Origin of the sequence: Secundilactobacillus mixtipabuli (assembly GCF_002217925.1) — a bacterium.
Classification (GTDB): domain Bacteria; phylum Bacillota; class Bacilli; order Lactobacillales; family Lactobacillaceae; genus Secundilactobacillus; species Secundilactobacillus mixtipabuli.
The window spans coordinates 161,123-177,498 of sequence record NZ_BCMF01000002.1; the positions used below are offsets into that span (position 1 = coordinate 161,123).

10 protein-coding genes and 1 pseudogene are annotated in these 16,376 nt (G+C 39.0%); 7 read left to right on the plus strand and 4 right to left on the minus strand.

The genetic code is table 11. The features are described from left to right. Positions 1 to 10 precede the first annotated feature (10 nt). On the minus strand, positions 11 to 979 hold the full coding sequence (locus tag IWT5_RS02120) for an alcohol dehydrogenase catalytic domain-containing protein (RefSeq protein ID WP_089108307.1): 969 nt from the start codon (positions 977 to 979) through the stop codon (positions 11 to 13). 777 nt (positions 980 to 1,756) lie between these two features. Beyond that, positions 1,757 to 2,140 carry an ASCH domain-containing protein gene (locus tag IWT5_RS02125; RefSeq protein ID WP_089108308.1) on the minus strand — a complete coding sequence of 128 codons (384 nt, stop codon included), beginning with the start codon at positions 2,138 to 2,140 and terminating at the stop codon, positions 1,757 to 1,759. Between the two features lie 168 nt (positions 2,141 to 2,308). Between IWT5_RS02125 and IWT5_RS02130 the strand changes: the two genes are divergently transcribed. The 6 genes from IWT5_RS02130 (at position 2,309) to IWT5_RS02155 (ending at position 12,857) form a co-directional block, all read left to right on the plus strand. Then, entirely contained in the window at positions 2,309 to 2,668 is a 360-nt protein-coding gene (locus IWT5_RS02130; protein ID WP_089108309.1) for a hypothetical protein, read from the plus strand. 706 nt (positions 2,669 to 3,374) lie between these two features. Continuing rightward, the gene (locus IWT5_RS02135) at positions 3,375 to 5,459 is read left to right on the plus strand and encodes a hypothetical protein (protein WP_089108310.1); all 2,085 of its coding nucleotides are present in this window, start codon (positions 3,375 to 3,377) and stop codon (positions 5,457 to 5,459) included. Between the two features lie 1,321 nt (positions 5,460 to 6,780). Then, positions 6,781 to 7,347, plus strand: a complete 567-nt coding sequence (locus IWT5_RS02140) for a TetR/AcrR family transcriptional regulator (RefSeq protein ID WP_089108311.1) — start codon at positions 6,781 to 6,783, stop codon at positions 7,345 to 7,347. A 96-nt stretch (positions 7,348 to 7,443) separates the two neighbouring features. Continuing rightward, on the plus strand, positions 7,444 to 8,394 hold the full coding sequence (locus tag IWT5_RS02145) for a zinc-binding dehydrogenase (protein ID WP_089108312.1): 951 nt from the start codon (positions 7,444 to 7,446) through the stop codon (positions 8,392 to 8,394). Positions 8,395 to 8,443: 49 nt separating this feature from the next. Beyond that, complete coding sequence (locus tag IWT5_RS02150; RefSeq protein ID WP_089108313.1) at positions 8,444 to 10,279, plus strand: FAD-dependent oxidoreductase; 1,836 nt, start codon at positions 8,444 to 8,446, stop codon at positions 10,277 to 10,279. Positions 10,280 to 10,634: 355 nt separating this feature from the next. Next, a complete protein-coding gene (locus tag IWT5_RS02155; protein ID WP_089108314.1) occupies positions 10,635 to 12,857 on the plus strand; it encodes an Aq_aa27 family P-loop NTPase in 2,223 nt (740 codons plus the stop codon). A gap of 533 nt (positions 12,858 to 13,390) precedes the next feature. Here IWT5_RS02155 and IWT5_RS02160 read toward each other — a convergent pair. Then, positions 13,391 to 14,071, minus strand: a complete 681-nt coding sequence (locus IWT5_RS02160; protein ID WP_225360188.1) for a nitroreductase — start codon at positions 14,069 to 14,071, stop codon at positions 13,391 to 13,393. A 193-nt stretch (positions 14,072 to 14,264) separates the two neighbouring features. Here IWT5_RS02160 and IWT5_RS02165 point away from each other — a divergent pair, with 193 nt between their 5' ends. Beyond that, entirely contained in the window at positions 14,265 to 14,870 is a 606-nt protein-coding gene (locus tag IWT5_RS02165) for a TetR/AcrR family transcriptional regulator (RefSeq protein WP_089108315.1), read from the plus strand. A gap of 72 nt (positions 14,871 to 14,942) precedes the next feature. Here the strand turns inward: IWT5_RS02165 and IWT5_RS02170 are convergent. Next, positions 14,943 to 15,990 (minus strand): annotated as a pseudogene (locus IWT5_RS02170) (IS30 family transposase). Between the last annotated feature and the right edge of the window lie 386 nt (positions 15,991 to 16,376).

The window sequence follows — 16,376 nt, forward strand, 5'->3', positions numbered from 1 at the left end:
AGTAACATGCCTATGGCAAACTAATCAGCAAACGCGTCTTTACCTGCGGATCCATCACCATTTGATGTGCTGAGGCTGCTTCACTTAAAGACAGCCGTTTAAATGCCGGTGCTTGTAGCACATCCGCGTGTGCCAGTAACCATTCATCCGCCTGCGTCAAACTTTCTAAGCTTGCATGACTGATGACAAATCCACGCAACCGTTGTTCAGCCATGTAGAATTGAGGCAAATTAAAAGTAGCTGCAGGCTTTGGAGAGGCTGCAATCAGGATGATCTGACCACCTACTGCCAGCTGATCTAAATTAAGTTGAAGTGGGACTTGTCCTGAGGTATCGACGATGGCATCAACCGGTTGGGAAAGCTGTTGCTCCCACCCTTCAGCATAGTCAATAACTTCAGCGCCCAAAGCAGTTAAGGCTGAAAAATCGCGTGGGTTAGCCGTTGCCATCACACGAAGTCCAGCAATCTTTGCGCACTGAATCAGCAAGCGGCCGACATGCCCTGCACCGCCTTCAATCAATAGCGTCTGTTCCGGTTTAAGTTTCAAAAGTTGCGTGACAATAATGGCTGCGGTCGCACCAGGATGAACTAGTGCTAGCCAACCACTGGGGTCGCTTATTGGCATTGGAAAAAGCCGTGTTTCCGGAATAGCGGCAAACTGGCCCGTAATGCCTTGGCGACCACCATAACCCATACTGTTCGTCCACACGCGATCACCAACGTGAAAAGCATGAACTTGCGTGCCCGTCTTTACGACGGTGCCCCAAGCATCTCGCCCAATAATTTGCTGCGAGTTGCTTGGTGTCTGAAAAGCACCGGAGCGGACGTAGGCATCAACCCGATCAACCGCTGCCTCTTGAATCTTCACGAGAACATCAGTCGGACCGATTGCCGGCACAGGTAACTGCCCCACTTGAATTTGATTGATATCGCCCGTGTGTGTGAAATAAGCGGCTTTCATCATCTGATCCTCGTTCATCAATCATTCATCCTCTCCTAAATACTTCCCATTTTTTCTTCTATGTCAGTTCTACTCACAAAATTCCGATAGCTAGTGTGACTCGTTGATACTATTGTACTCACTAGAATGAGGAAACGTAAGCATAATTTTTTCCGGAGAACAGACACCACAGCGGGTAAAAAATCCGGAAAACTCAGAACCCGTTTTGATTCAGTCACTGCTAGTTCCGAAACTTTTCATACCTTAATGAGAACAGTAAAATAGGGCCACTTTGTTGAAATACTTTCAGTACTTCAGCAAGGTGGCCCTATTCTCACAAATTACCACGATTTAGACCTTTAAAACTGACCGACAACTGTGGCAATGCAAATATAGAGCAATATAATTACAGCAACAACCGCTATAATTGCAGCGAGACAACTATTAAAGCAATCAGCGCAGCCCTCAGCATCTTCGCCCAATTTGATCATCATTTACCCCTCTCGGAAGCTTATTATGACGCGTTTTCAGATGGATTTACGGATAATTTTCTTGAAAGTCCTGTTCATATCTACAGACTTAATATTATAGCGCTATAAATACCTACTAACAACACTATTTACAGCTTGTAAATTGAGTAGACTAATGTCGCTAATAATAGAAAAATTAAATCTAATTATCTCCTGCTTGTATTTGTAACTTATACAAAAGCCGACCCTCTCAGATCAGCTCTGTGCCGCATTGTTCTCTTAAGGGGCTAATGGGAATCGGGTAGGTTTAGAGCATCCTATAGTGACAAGTCATTCATCGACGTTTCTAATACATCAGTGGTACCAAATATTGATTAGCAAACGCCTCTGCATCAGCATGACTAGGATGATTTTCATCATCAACTTCGGGATGATATTTGATCAGACTGTCATCCACATTGAAAAGCCGCTGTCGGCCCTTAACAGGGAATGGTTCAATAGCACGTACATGATCAAGCAGCCAAGCATACTGACGATCACCCAACTTTTTAACGTCTTTGACCCGTACCACCACAATGGCATGACCGGGTATAGTTTCCGGTATCTTCTGCGCGGTGGCACAGATTAACAAATCACCACGGTACTTCGTCGACCAGCTGCGATACTCGACGGTTTTGTCACCGGCCAGCACGTCCCAAGCATAGTCGGCTCTCAGCGATAAAGCTTTCATAATTTCACTTCATTTCATCAAAGATTTACAGCGTCATCATGGCATAAAATCTATGGTATATCAACGTTTTCGAATGTTTAATTATTTGGAAAAATGGTTGCATTCATATCAGAAAAATTGATACATTTAATATGAATGAATATTTAAGATAAAGGAATGATGTCAAAGATGACTCAAATCAAGGGTAACCCCATTTTAGAAAAAGAAGCTGAAAAGAATCAGGTCATGAATGCCGAACGTGAACAGGCATTGACTCAAGAACTTGAAAAAGTTCATTCAGAGTTAGCCTATACTAAAGCAGAAGAGTTCAACAGAGACTTGAAAGCCTGCCACGTTGACTTATACGCCAGAACTTATACCAAAGATGGTAAGGCAGATCCTAAATTACAGGCATACGTGGACCGCTTTTTCGGCAAAGTTACTCAGGATCTAGATCACGATGAAATGCTGTTACTCAGAGACTGTATTGTCAGTGCTTTTGAGGCTGGCGGTAAGGGCTTGAAACAAACTTGGACTAGGGCTGAATAAAACTTGTTCGTGTGCCACATTTGCCACATAAAAAAGTGGCTTTGGAAAAATAACCAAAGCCGCTTTTTTAATGTCTATTAATTCATTAATGTTACCTCTTGATAAGTACTGATGTTACTAAAAAGCCGACCCTCTCAGGTCAGCTCTGCACCGCATTGTTCTCTTATGCGGGTACCCAACAATTCAATCACAGGGAGATTGAATTTTATCACTTATTACCTGCTATTCCTTATCTACTACATATGCTACGAATTTTCGAGTTTGCGCTTCAAATATCATATGTAATCAGAATCTAAAATTGAAATGTTTAAAGCTTATAAAAGCATTTATAATTTTATAAAATTTATCGCAAAAAGATTCTATATAATCAGCAAATTCTCGACATTTTGCAAATACCTGCTTTAACGTTAAGCTGTTATTTGCATTCATGGACTCAATAGATTATGTAACAATAAAGTGTATTCTTGCCTTTAATGTCAATTTTCCTCTCTGAATTCCTATCATCTTATACTTATAGTTCTATCAACTACTGTGATTTGTACAATTAATGTAAGATGTGAGGACAAAAATTAGACATAGTAAAACCCCTATTGTATTACATATTATCAAAAATGTGATATTATTACATTGTATAACAAATATTGAATTGAATGATTAGTGGGGATTCAATTTTGTTGTCAACAAAGTTCATGGAGGAGTGAATGATATGATTAAGCAAAGCTCAAATGTCAGAACTAATAGTCAATTTGGCAAGTATAAGTCTAGTAAACTGTGGCTCACAATGGGGGTAACTTCAGTTGCTTTAGGTGTCACTACATTTGCTGCTAATCCAATTGGTTTAAACGCAAAAGCTGATACAGCAGATAATACCAGTCAAACAACCGCATCAAGCACTGCGTTAGCTGGAAATAGTACTACATTAAGGACAAGCAATTCTGCACCAACTGCTGCTGATACAGGCTCCGAAAAAGATACTCCAGCTGCTAATACACCCAGAAAGCAATCAGCTGAATTAGCAAAGGCTACACCTGCTAAGCCGGCCACTGGTACCAGTGCAACAGCTTCCGAAGATTCCAGCGCACCTGCAACAACTACGATGGTTCCTGAGAATGTCAAACCAGCAGCTAAGGAAGCGGAGCAACCATCAGAAACTAAAGTTACCAATTTAGGTGATGCAACTTCAGATGAAATTGCGAACGCTAAAGCAAAAGCAGCAACAGATTTTGATCAAACTGGTGTAGCACAGACTGTTACGGCTGTTAGCCCAGCTTCCGTGGTTAAAAATACTTATACAGTTCTATTTAGGTCTTCCTATAGTACTATTGCAGGCCAGTCGACTCTCGACTTGACTGAAGATGAATTTAATAATGGCACTTATGCTAAGCCGGAGTTAGCCGGATATTACACGATTAACACTAAATCCGAAAAGGGTCTTCAAGGAGCACAAGTCGAAATTGGTGGTAACCTATATCCTGGTACGTATATCGAAGCTAACGTTGTTCCCTTAAGCAGTCTGATGACCGTTAACATCCAGTATAGTATTGGAGAGCCAGCATCGGTACGAATGACGGTCGGTGACTTTGTAAATTATAAATATACTTCTGGTGATGTTGTTGATCAAAATCTTCACCTCTCTCTCTTGGGAGATCATTTTCCAGGTTTTGATGTAACTAAGGTTACTACTAGCATTCAGCCTACTCTTGGTATTTGGGGCTCATTAATGGGAAAAATGCAAGTTGACGTGCAATCCAAGTACAGCGACGCAGAATCGTTCCGTTCAGCATACTTTATTGGTAATAATTTAGTCTCCAAAGGTATGGGAACAACTGATTATTTCACCATACAAACCCCACTAGTACAAATTCCAAATATTTTGGACACCCTTTCTATAATTAACGGAATTGTTCCTGATGCAACCCTAAACTTAGATAACAGTAAAATAACGTTTACAAAAGATGGTGTCTCTAAAGATCTTACTTTTAACGATTATTTCAAGCAGGTCCTTGGCGTTGACTTGTCTGCTTCAGATGCTGAATTAAAGGCCGTTGAGCAAAAGACAGAAACTCGGGTAGCTAATGCTGATTCTTTGTCTAAGATTTATATTTCAAAGATAACCGCTAATGGTGCTCTTGAACAAGCTTATGAGAAAGCTATCAAAACACATAACCCGTTAGACGTATATGATTTCTTAGCCCGTGCTAGTGTCGCATTTTCGACAGACACCATGCAGGTTGGTGGTAAAACATCTGACTGGTACACTCAGTACGCAATGGAGCAAAGTAAAACAGCAGTCGGCGAACCGGTCAGCGTTAATCCAAGTGATTACTATGATAATAGTAAAAATAATGGTAGCAACCCTCCTACTGATCATCCAACTAATCCTAACAAGGATAATGGTGGTGGCAATCCAACTACAGATCAACCAACGCCTCCTACCACGAATAATGAGGTACCATCAAACACAAATGCGGTACCAAGTAATAACTCATCAAATGGTAACGCAGTGACTAATACTGAAAAGACAAGTAACAATAGTACGCAGAATAGGCCTTCTAATCGAGAAAGTGAAAATGGTACAGTTGAGAAAAATACTGTGAAAAACGGCAATGCAAGTACATTACCAGCATCTAACCAAGTAGAACAAGAAGCTAACCATGCTGTCAATGCTCAAAAGCTTCCACAGACACATGAAGCTTCAGACCGTATGGCAATGACTGTTGGCAGTATTTTACTAACACTCGCCGCTGGGTTACTTGGTCTAGGCTTCAAACGTCGTAAACAGACTAAGTAGTATATTAATATGCTTAATGTCACGCATGATCAGATAAACAGTTGTATTAAATGATTCAATCAATTAATGTACCCCCAAAGTTTTTACAACTTTGGGGGTATTTTGTTGGAAACAAACTATTCATGGCGTTTTCTACGTCTCAAACCAAACAATGCAAAACTTACAGTAAAAGAGCCAACCCTCTCGGATTAACTCAAAATCAATACTTATAAATTTAAGCGGGTAACGGGAATCGGATCCGCGACTCAAGCTTGGGAAGCTTGAATTTTAACAAGAATTGTCTATTATTCCTTATATACCAAGGATTTCTGAAATTGTATATTGAAATTTGTATGTAATTTTGTATGTAATAAAAATCTAAAAGTGAAAGGTTTATGGCTTCCAAAAATATTTATAATTTGCGATTCTATAAAATCTTTCACAAAAATGTTGCTACATACTCAGTAGATTATCAATCATTCTACAGATGCAGAAAATATTAATTAGCATAATTCAATATTATCACGTTGATCTACTCTTCATATTCATTTGGCATTGAGCTTAGATTAGCTTATCCATCTTAAAAAAATCCAAAAATTGTTATGCACTATGTGAAAGAATACTGCTTGCTGAGTTATACGAGCAATCAAGGCAGAATACTCTCTTGGCAAGGATTTTCTGAATCATGCCGATAAAACTTTTTAAGAGGTACTTGGGGTGTATCAAATGACGAAAAAATGTATCAAATCAGTTTAAATTAATTACTAACTGACAAAATTTGCGAAATCAGTAAGAATAACGTTATCTAAACCAATATTAGTAACTCTAACTATACACAACTAGTTACAAAATATTTACAATACTCACTAGATAATTCCTTAGTCTTGATGTTGCAGATTTCATCAACTGGCACAAATTTTCTAGGTTTCGAAGCAATAATACCATCGTAATAGTCTGTATCTCAATTCTTTTATTTTTCAGGGCAAACCACTTGATTTGGACGTAGGCCAGATATTAGTATTGTCAAACCTCCTGCCAAAGTATCCTAGTTTAGTCTACAATAATTAAGAGAAAAAGCATACACCAATATTTAGTTTTGAACACCATAGAAACCCTCTGAAGTCAGTAAATACACTATTTGAATTCATCCACTACCCAAAGGTATCATGATAATTTCGCTTCTGTTATCGTACAGGACGGAAGCAATCATATTATTTTTGTCCCACGAAAGCCCAATTTCTCAAGAAAAATTGAAATACCTAAAAGCTGCAACTCATTTGACAACTCAGGGAATAATTCTATACTCAACTCAACGATTATTCATTTAAAGGGGAAACATGTCATGGATACCAAAAATCAAATTTTAAAAGCAGCATATAAACTTTTCCAGGAAAAATCATACGATGAAACTAGTGTGACTGATATCTGTGATGCCTGCCATCTCACCAAACCGGCGTTTTATTATCATTTTGCCGCTAAATCCGATTTATTACTGTCGTTTTATAAATCAACTGTCGAAAAACTCGTATTAACCATCGACGTTTCGGATACGAACTACTGGCGTCAACTAGTCATGTGTTTTGTGCATTTAGCTCAGGCCGAAAACAAACTAGGCGCTGATATCATCAGCAAAGTTTTTATCGCCAACTTAGCGCAAAACCAGCATACATTTGATTTTAATGACTCATTCAAAAACACCTGTGTAACGTTAATCACAAAGGCACAGGAATCTAAACAAATTAAAGCCACTCAGGATCCAACTGAATTGTTCTACACAGCTTCATATATTTTTACTGGCTACGACGTGATGTGGGCGATTGAACGTGAAGAGAGTACCCGTATTAATGGCTTAATATCGTCGTTTAGCAATCTGTTTAATGTATCTGAAGAAGCTGAATTCACACTGTAAGGGTCAATCCATATTGGGTTGACCTTTATTTATTTGCGTGTTATTCTTTACCCGAGTCAAGATAGTGAAATTTCAAACAAGAAAGGTCGAATAATCATGAAGGGTTGGCAATTTACTGAGACAAATGCACCGTTAAAACTAGTGGAACAACCGGATCCTACCCCTAAACCAAACGAAGTAGTGTTAGATTTGAAGGCTTCTGGTCTTTGTCACACTGATGTTGGAATTCTACATGATCCAAGTTGGGGACCTATGGTTGCTGCCCCAGTCATCATTGGTCATGAAACAGCGGGTCTAATAACCCAAGTTGGAACCGAAGTCACAAATTTCAAGGTTGGTGACCGAGTTGCCGTTTCACCACAAAATCCCGATACTGGGCAAACTATCGGAGCGTTTCGTGATGGTGGCTATGCTGATAAATTAGTCGTACCTGCTATGCAACTTGTCCCTCTACCTGATAATGTTTCATTTCTTCAAGGTGCTGCGGCTACCGATGCTGGTATGTCTGCTTATCATCCCCTTTTTGTAGTCGGTAAAGCCAAGAAAGGCATGAAAGTTGGAATCATTGGTATTGGTGGCCTAGGTCAGTTTGCAACCAACATGGCAGTAATTGAAGGTTGTGAAGTCTATGTAGCTGATACCAAGTCCTCCTCACGTGATTGGGCAATGAAAGTTGGTGCTACTGCTGCTTATGAAAATATTTTGGATTTAAAACAACACCATTTGGATTTAATTATAGATTTTGCTGGCTTTGATACAACAACTAATGAAGCTATCGAAGCAGTTAATGTTGGTGGTACTGTCGTTGTAGTGGGAATGGGTATTTTACATTCAACAATTAATACTGGTACCCTTATTTTCAATAACATCAAGCTAATTGGGAATTCAGGTGGTACCCCAGACGATATTGCGGAAGTGTTAAAATACTTTGCTACAGGGAAAATGCAACCAATGCTTGAAACGATTGACTACGATCAGATTCCAGAAGGCCTGAATCGTGTTCAAAGTGGTGATATTGCCGGCCGACTTGTTGCTACACGCGAATAAAAATGTTCAATACATTTTGTAAGCGGTTACGGTCAAGGAGGCTGACATCATGTCTAAATTAAAAAATGGTACGTATCAAGGTAGTGGTACTGGTAATCGAGGTAAGATCACCGTATCCGTGACCGTTAAAGATGATAGAATCACAAATGTTAATATTGATAATCAAAACGAAACTGACGGAATCAGCACTGCAGCACTACAAAAAGCCCCAGAGTTAATCACAAATTACCAGTCTTATAATATTGATGCCGTAACAGGTGCAACAGTAAGTTTTCAAGCAGTTCAAAAAGCAGTTCAAAATGCATTGACCAAAGCTGGTGACGACAGTACCTTTGATAAGCCGATTGATCTAAGAAATACTGTCGAAGAAACAGATGATACTGACTATCGATATCTTGATTCAGCGACTCTAAAATTTGAAGATTCAACAGATGTTTTAATCGTAGGTGCTGGTGCCTCAGGGCTCTCCGCTGCGATTGCTGCCCGGCAAGCAGGCGCTAATGCACTCGTGTTAGAATATGCATCCAGTTACATGCTATCTGACATGACCTTATCGGGTGGTTACTATAACGCTGGTGGCGGTACTAGTTTGCAACGTAAGCAAGGCATTGAAGATTCCAAAGAGAACTGGGATAACTATCTTAAGGCAGTTGGTCAAGGATTTGAAGATGATATGATGCGTGAAACCATCGTTGAACACGGTGCCGAAGATTATGAATGGCTAGTTAAAGACGTTGGCGTAAACTTTCTAGAAGTTCAAATGATTGGTAATGAAATGGCTATGAAAGATTATGCTACTCCTGCTGCGCGATCTCACTTAACAGCTGAAAAGAGTGGTGTTGGCTTATCTCGTCCATTATTCAAAAAGGCCAGCAAACTCGGAACTAAGTTTATTTTCAACGTTACTGCTCAAAGCTTAATCACTAATAAAACTGGGCGTGTAATTGGTGTTCACACCAATAAAGGCAACTATCGTGGTAAGAATATTATTGTAGCAACCGCGGGCTTTTCACGAAATAAAAATCTACTCAAGAGTTTTGCACCAGATTTCGCAGTTGGTGAGTCCTATGGTTCTATCCGACAAAATGGTGACGGCATTATCATGGGTACCGAAATTGGTGCTAAATTATCAGATATGTGGATGCCAATTGCTAGTTCAATTGGAACACAATCGGGTGATAACGTTTGTATTGGACCAATTTGTGCAGCTTGGAAATATCCATATATTTGGCTTGGTAAGGATGGTAAACGTCACTTCAGAGAAGACATGTACTTCGAGGAAGGGTCCAAGCACATTGCTGCTTTACCGGGCGGTTATGTTTGGTTAGTATTCGATCAACGCATGGCCGATGAAAATCCAGGTGCTTTCTCAGCACCAGCTGCCTCCCCTCGTCTAAAACGAGAGGTTGAAGATGGTTACTTTAAGAAGGCCGATACTATCGAAGATTTAGCTAAGCAAACTGACCTTGATCCAGAAGTATTAAATGCTACAATCAACAAATGGAACACTGATTCAGAAAATGGTCAAGATTCTGAATTTGGACGTGAAAATGTACTTGGGACACTCAAGGCTCCCTACTATGCGGCCAAAATGGCACCATCTACACCTGATACCGCTGGCGGGTTAACTATCAACAGCCACACTCAGGTCTTAGACAACCGTGACAAGATTATTCCCGGCTTTTACGCGGCCGGAAGTACCACTGGTGGTTGGCGTGGTATGACATATCCTGGCTGTGGCATGGGCATCACCAACGCAATTGTGTTTGGTCGTTTAGCTGGTGAAGAAGCTGCCAAAAGTATTCTCGACGCCAACAGTGGTGCTTCCCAGCATGAAACCACCACTGATGCAAGTACCGGCGCTTCACACCATGTTAATGCATAATAAACTTCTATAATCTAAAACAAAGATTCAATTACCCATTCCATTATGGATGATTGAATCTTTTAAATTTATAACTAATTGTGCGGGCCAGAAATTGCAGTTTGTATTTTAGCAATTTCATCATCTTTATTGTACGTATAAAGTGAAACATTCCGGAGCAGATACTCACGTACTTTCATTACTATTAGGCTTGCAAAATCGAACAAGAGTGTTACACCACATTGTTTGATGTCCTGCTGAGTTGTATATAAAAAAGGTAGCCAATGTTCTCATAATCTCAAACCGAGTGGAATACTCTTCGGTATTATGAGTGTGATTCAACAATAATTCTAAATATTTAGAAAGGAAGATCAGTATGCCACAAGGCATTAATACTCTATATGTAATAAAAGAATATACGCCGCAATCAATGACCATTCCCGAAATTTTTGACACAGATAAATATTCACAAATGTTAGGTGTCACATTTTCTGCATCTGGTGATTTTATCAACAAATATTTAAATCCACTTGAAAAATTAACTCTAATCGTTGGTATTCCAGAAGAAAAAGTCCAGCGTAATACTAGTCAGGCTATGGCTCATCATAATATGCAAAAGAAGATGCAGCAAATCTTAAATCATGAGGGCACTAACTTATATCAGTCCTTAAACATCGAGATTAAGAAGCAGGTTAATACTCAGCATTTTAAAGTATTGGCGCCCCTGTTTTATACAATCCATTCAAAATTTTATTTATTATCAAATTTAGATCAAACTGAAACACGCTTAATCCTTGGATCAGCTAATCTATCGGCCCAAGCTTTTAAAAGCAGCAGTTCCCAATTTGAAAATATTTTGATTTTAGATAATAATCCGCTGTTTGACATCTATAAAGACTATTTCAATAATCAATTACTACCGGTTGTTGATGATTTTATTCCCAAAGAAGCAATTAAAATTGTCACAAAAAACATACGGACTCTACCAAAGGACGCTAATGTTGAACAAGCATACCTATTATCACCTCAAGACATCAATAAAATTCAAGAAGAATCCTTTATCGATACTGCTGAAGCTGTCAATCAAAAATTAAATGTTGGCATAGTACCAATGGAAACCATTTCTGAGATGAAAAATGCACCTGAGGAAATTCATGATGTAAAAGCTAGAACTAGAACAATCAACTACCAGCTTGAGACTGGTGCTACATTAATTAAAGAAATGGTAGTACCCAAAAGTAAAACGCCTAAGATTCAAACGCCAAGTAAATTGAGAACTGCCTTTAAAAACAAAATAAAAATCAAGAAAACTAAAAATGTAAATGCTAATATTCTCGAATTAAACGAAATGTATTCCAAACCAGCACTACGTAATATTGACGATCATATCACTGGCTTTTCAATAAAACGTGATGAACATTCTAACGACCTCATGCCATATGGGAAATTGGCTACTAAAGAAGAAATTGAAGCTAGTTTAAAAAACATTAACCATATGCTACGTAATTACAAAAACTTCGCCATTGATTATGATAACGATTATGGTGCAAGAGTTTATGAAGCAATTCTATATGCCTTTACTGCTGCTTTCATTTGGGAAATTCGTCAACACAGTAGTTTAAATACCCAAGAAGGCAACGACATTCCTCAATTTCTGTTTATCGGTGGAACGGGCGGCTCAGGAAAGTCTAGTTTACTGGCCTACATTTCAAAATTGCTTGGTATATATGGGAATGTACAATATCTCGATTATTCGGCCATTTTACCGTATGGCACTCATAATATAAAAAGCCAAACCATTGAACAATTACGCCGCTGGTTTAGAACTGAAAATGCTGCACCAATGTTGATTGACGAAGTCCCTAGTGAATTCTTCGAAAAAGATAAATATGGCAATGATTTAGTTGTTCAAGAAACTAATAATGCTGCAGACCTTGACCATGCTTACCCTGCTATGATAGCAACTACCAATGCGGATGCTTATACTTTCAAAGAACAAGCTCGTCGTCGAAGCTACTATCTTAAAAATGACCGTGTTTTTGACGATGCAAAACGAGAGCAATCAACTAAAGAATATGCAAATGTGTTAAATAATACTACGGACTTGTTATATCAGGATTTCTTGGTACGGATGAGTGAACTGATTGAAACTAATAAAGCCGTTTATAATCAATATGCGGATCAAGGTAAAATTGATTTTATGTATAATACCCGTCAAATCTTCAAGCAATATTATGACATCGTGGATTTACCAATCCCTACTTATTTCCCACAATCACGGTATGATGACAGTCAAGAAAGCAATCAGGAACGTTGGCGTAAGCTCTATGAAACGATGCCAGAAGAATTTAACTATCATAAAGATACCAATTCATTATTCTTCCGTATTACCAAAGTTGATGAAAACGACTCTAGCCGATTCAATGCTAACGGTAAAGCGTCATTTGTCTACAAAAATGCCCTATCACCCAAAGTTATTAGAGGAAGTAAAGAAGGCATTACTGTCGAGTTAAAAGCAAGCGAATTTTTTCATTGGATTGGAATTAATAATCCATATATTCACAAAGGCCTTTTCAGTCTATTTTATAAACAGAAATAAGTGACACTCTGTCTCTTGATTTATCAAACATAACTAACTATATTGTGTGAATCCTTAGCTGAGCGATGGACTCCCACCTACATTGCCGTTCCTTGTTCTGCAATAGCATATCATTCGATAAACACTGGAGCCAAAGATACAAAAATACCTCCAAAATTGTTTTCAATTTTGGAGGTATCATTATATCATTACTATTCTTATAATTTCTGGTTACTTATGCTGAGTATCCAGCAACAAATTCTGTTTGAATCGTAACAAGTGCATTAGTTGCTTCAACTGTATCGCTAACTGCCACCAATTGAGATTTTGGCAAGCGTTCACTCAATGTTTTATACAGTTGGTCGTCTGAATGATAGCCCGCTGCAAGTACAATTCCATCTGCGGGAATTGTACGGGCTTCACCATTACGCTATCAGTACTGAGTGATTGAACTGTTGATGCCATCACGGTCACATGTCCGCGCTCAGTGTCTGCCAAACATGCGGCAGTTTCAGTTTCCATTTTGCCATTACCAATAACGACTAATTCACCTTTTATTTAACAATTTGAAGAATATCATCAGTCTTGGCACGAGGATGTTTTTCAAATTCATTAATACGATTAAGATCTTCATTTTCTTGTGCATAGCCTAAACCAATCCCCATGAAAATCGCTTCATCTTCAGGAATGTCAATTACCTGACGAATTTCTTGTGGATAGCGAATGAATTCATAGGCTGGGATACAGTCAACACCTTGTTCACGTGCAGCTAAGGTAATGCCATAACCAAATGCACCCGCATCGTAAGCAGAGAACATTGTTGCATTTTTAGGAATAGTGATATAAACAATTGCTGGGGCATGGAAATCCCATGCACTCTCTTTATTGAAACCTAATTTGTCAGTTGACCCGTCTTCTGGGAAAGGACTGACATCGCCTGCTTGCCAAAAGTCACGCATATTCGTCCATTCAGCTGCAGACCAGTCTTTATCTGTGAATTGTGGTGGTACGACCTCAGTCCAAGATTTTTTGTTGCCCATGACGTTGGTATGATGCGATTCATGCATTTTCTTTGCAGCCTCACCAGTAAGTACGTAGGCTTTCCAAGGTTGGCTGTTACACCAAGAAGGTGCCCACTGTGCTTCAGCAATAATATCTTTAATTAATTTTGTGTCAATTTCTTGATTCTTGAATGATCGTGCAGAATGTCGTGCACGTAAAAGACTTTCGCTCATGATGATTTCTCCTTTATAATAAAATAAAAAGAATAACATGTTATCGTTTTCATAACTTTATAATAGCACTATACAAGTACGTGTCAATATAAAAAATAACATGTTACGGTTTTTAATAATTGAATTTCTTGAAATGGATTGCTATCATCACGTTATAATGGTAATTATTGAAAATTAAGAGGGAAACTAGAAAATGACATCAATTAAAACGACTTTGAAAAGAAAACAAGCACAACAAGAGATTTTACAGGCAGCTTTACCATATATTGAATCTGGAAAATATAATCAACTCTCCATTCGTGAATTCTGTCATGAAATTGGCGTAACGACAGGTATGTTTTATAGATACTATAAAACTAAATCTGATTTACTGGCTTTTTATGCGATTGACACTTCCAAGCTATTATTTGATTCATTGAAAGATAATTTTCCAACTATGTCTCTTCGTGAAAAGTTGGTTTCTTTCTGTATGGCAAGCATTAAACCACTCCAAACAATGGGTCCAGAAAGTCTCTTTGTATTTCTAAATGTTAAAAACCCGGAATGTAATTGTGATGTTAGTCGTCAGCTTTTTTACGATCAGATTAGATATGTTTTTGACTCAACCTATGATGGCCACCAGTATGCCGAAGAAGACTTGCTCGATATTAGCAATCAGCTAGTTATCCTTGAAAAGGGAATTGTTTATGAATGGTACAGCCGTCAAGATGACCCTACATTTGAGTTAATGCCTGTAGCTGAGCATTGCTTTGATAAAGCTTTAGACGCGTATTCATTTTTGAATGATGAAAAATCATAGAGTTTAAAATACCCGAATTTTCAAATCAAGTGCAACGTTAATGACCTATTCTCATAATTGGTCTAGTAGCGACTATAAATCAGGTATCAGCGAACTAGGTGTGCGATAGCCTAGTATTCTTCTGGGACGATTGTTTAAAGCATCCTGAACAGCCTGAATCATAGTGATGTCATAATCATGCAGCGAGTGCCCCTTGGGGATGAATTCACGAATAAGTCCATTGTGGTTTTCATTGGTACCCCGTTCCCATGGCGAATAAGGATGAGCGAAGTAAATTTGGGCTCCTTCGACCTGGGCGAGTTCTGCGAACTCACTACCATTATCAAAAGTAATGGACTTAAAGTGTTCATTACCGTAATCAGCCAGAATCGTCTGAAGGCTGTTACGACAAGTTGCGGCATGATAATTCGGAATCTTATAGATAATCTGAAAACGGGTAGTTCGTTCCGTCAAAGTCATCAAAGCTGGCTGATCTTCGGTACGCTTGCTTTTAACCGGATCACCTTCCCAGTGACCAATCTCAGACCTAGTTGTAACAACCGCCGTTCGTTCAGTAATCGAGGTTCCTAAAACGTGTTGATTCATGCGTACATGAAGCTTACCACTTCCCCTAACACGTCGGCGTAATTTCATCGGCAGATTACTATTGCGTAAGGGCAAGATTCCAGAATCAATATCACGGTATACCGTGGGGATCGATGGACAATCTCGCTCTGGATAAGCCTGCCGATAGTAGTGAACGAACGTATCTACTGTGTACACGTGGTCGCCGATGAAGCTCAATCTGTAGCTGGACATAAAAGTCTGGACAAGTCTGCCATTTGTGTTGCGGGCGACATCGCTGACGGTGTCGCTCATAAACCGCTTGCCCAGTATCCACTAAATAGACAGTGACCCGTTTATGATTGGCCTTAATTTGAGTAGTAGTGCCTCGCTTAATCTCGCGGCTAATAGTGACCTTATTACGGCCTAAACGTCGCGCAATTGTCGAAATTGATGGGAGTGATTTCGTAGTGCCGTCACTGCGACGTTGCGGTGTCCGCCAGGATTCAATCTTGCCTCTTTCAGTGGACGACAGTTGTGTATAGTGATGAGACATGATAGTCTGAGATTGGGTCATGATGGTTTTCTCTTTCTTACTTGCATCGTTGCATATAAGAATAGGTCATCATGACCTTTTTGGTCTAGTTATTTATCATTGCACTTAGAATTTAAGTTCGGTTGAAAATTAGTTTGAAACGAAGACGCACATAAACATGAATTTCTATACGCTTCTTGTTTTAAAGATCGCCTTGAGTACATAAAGATGAGCGTCAGAAACGGCGCTCATCTTTGACTCTCTTAAATAATTCATTTTCTGATACAATCTTAACAAAAACTAGAAGAGCTTTCATATGTCAGGCTATCACTAAAATGAAGTGCGATGTATAGTAGTAATAAATTATCCGAATGACTGGCATTACTATCAACTAGTTCAATGCATTTCACGCATGCTGGATGTGAAGC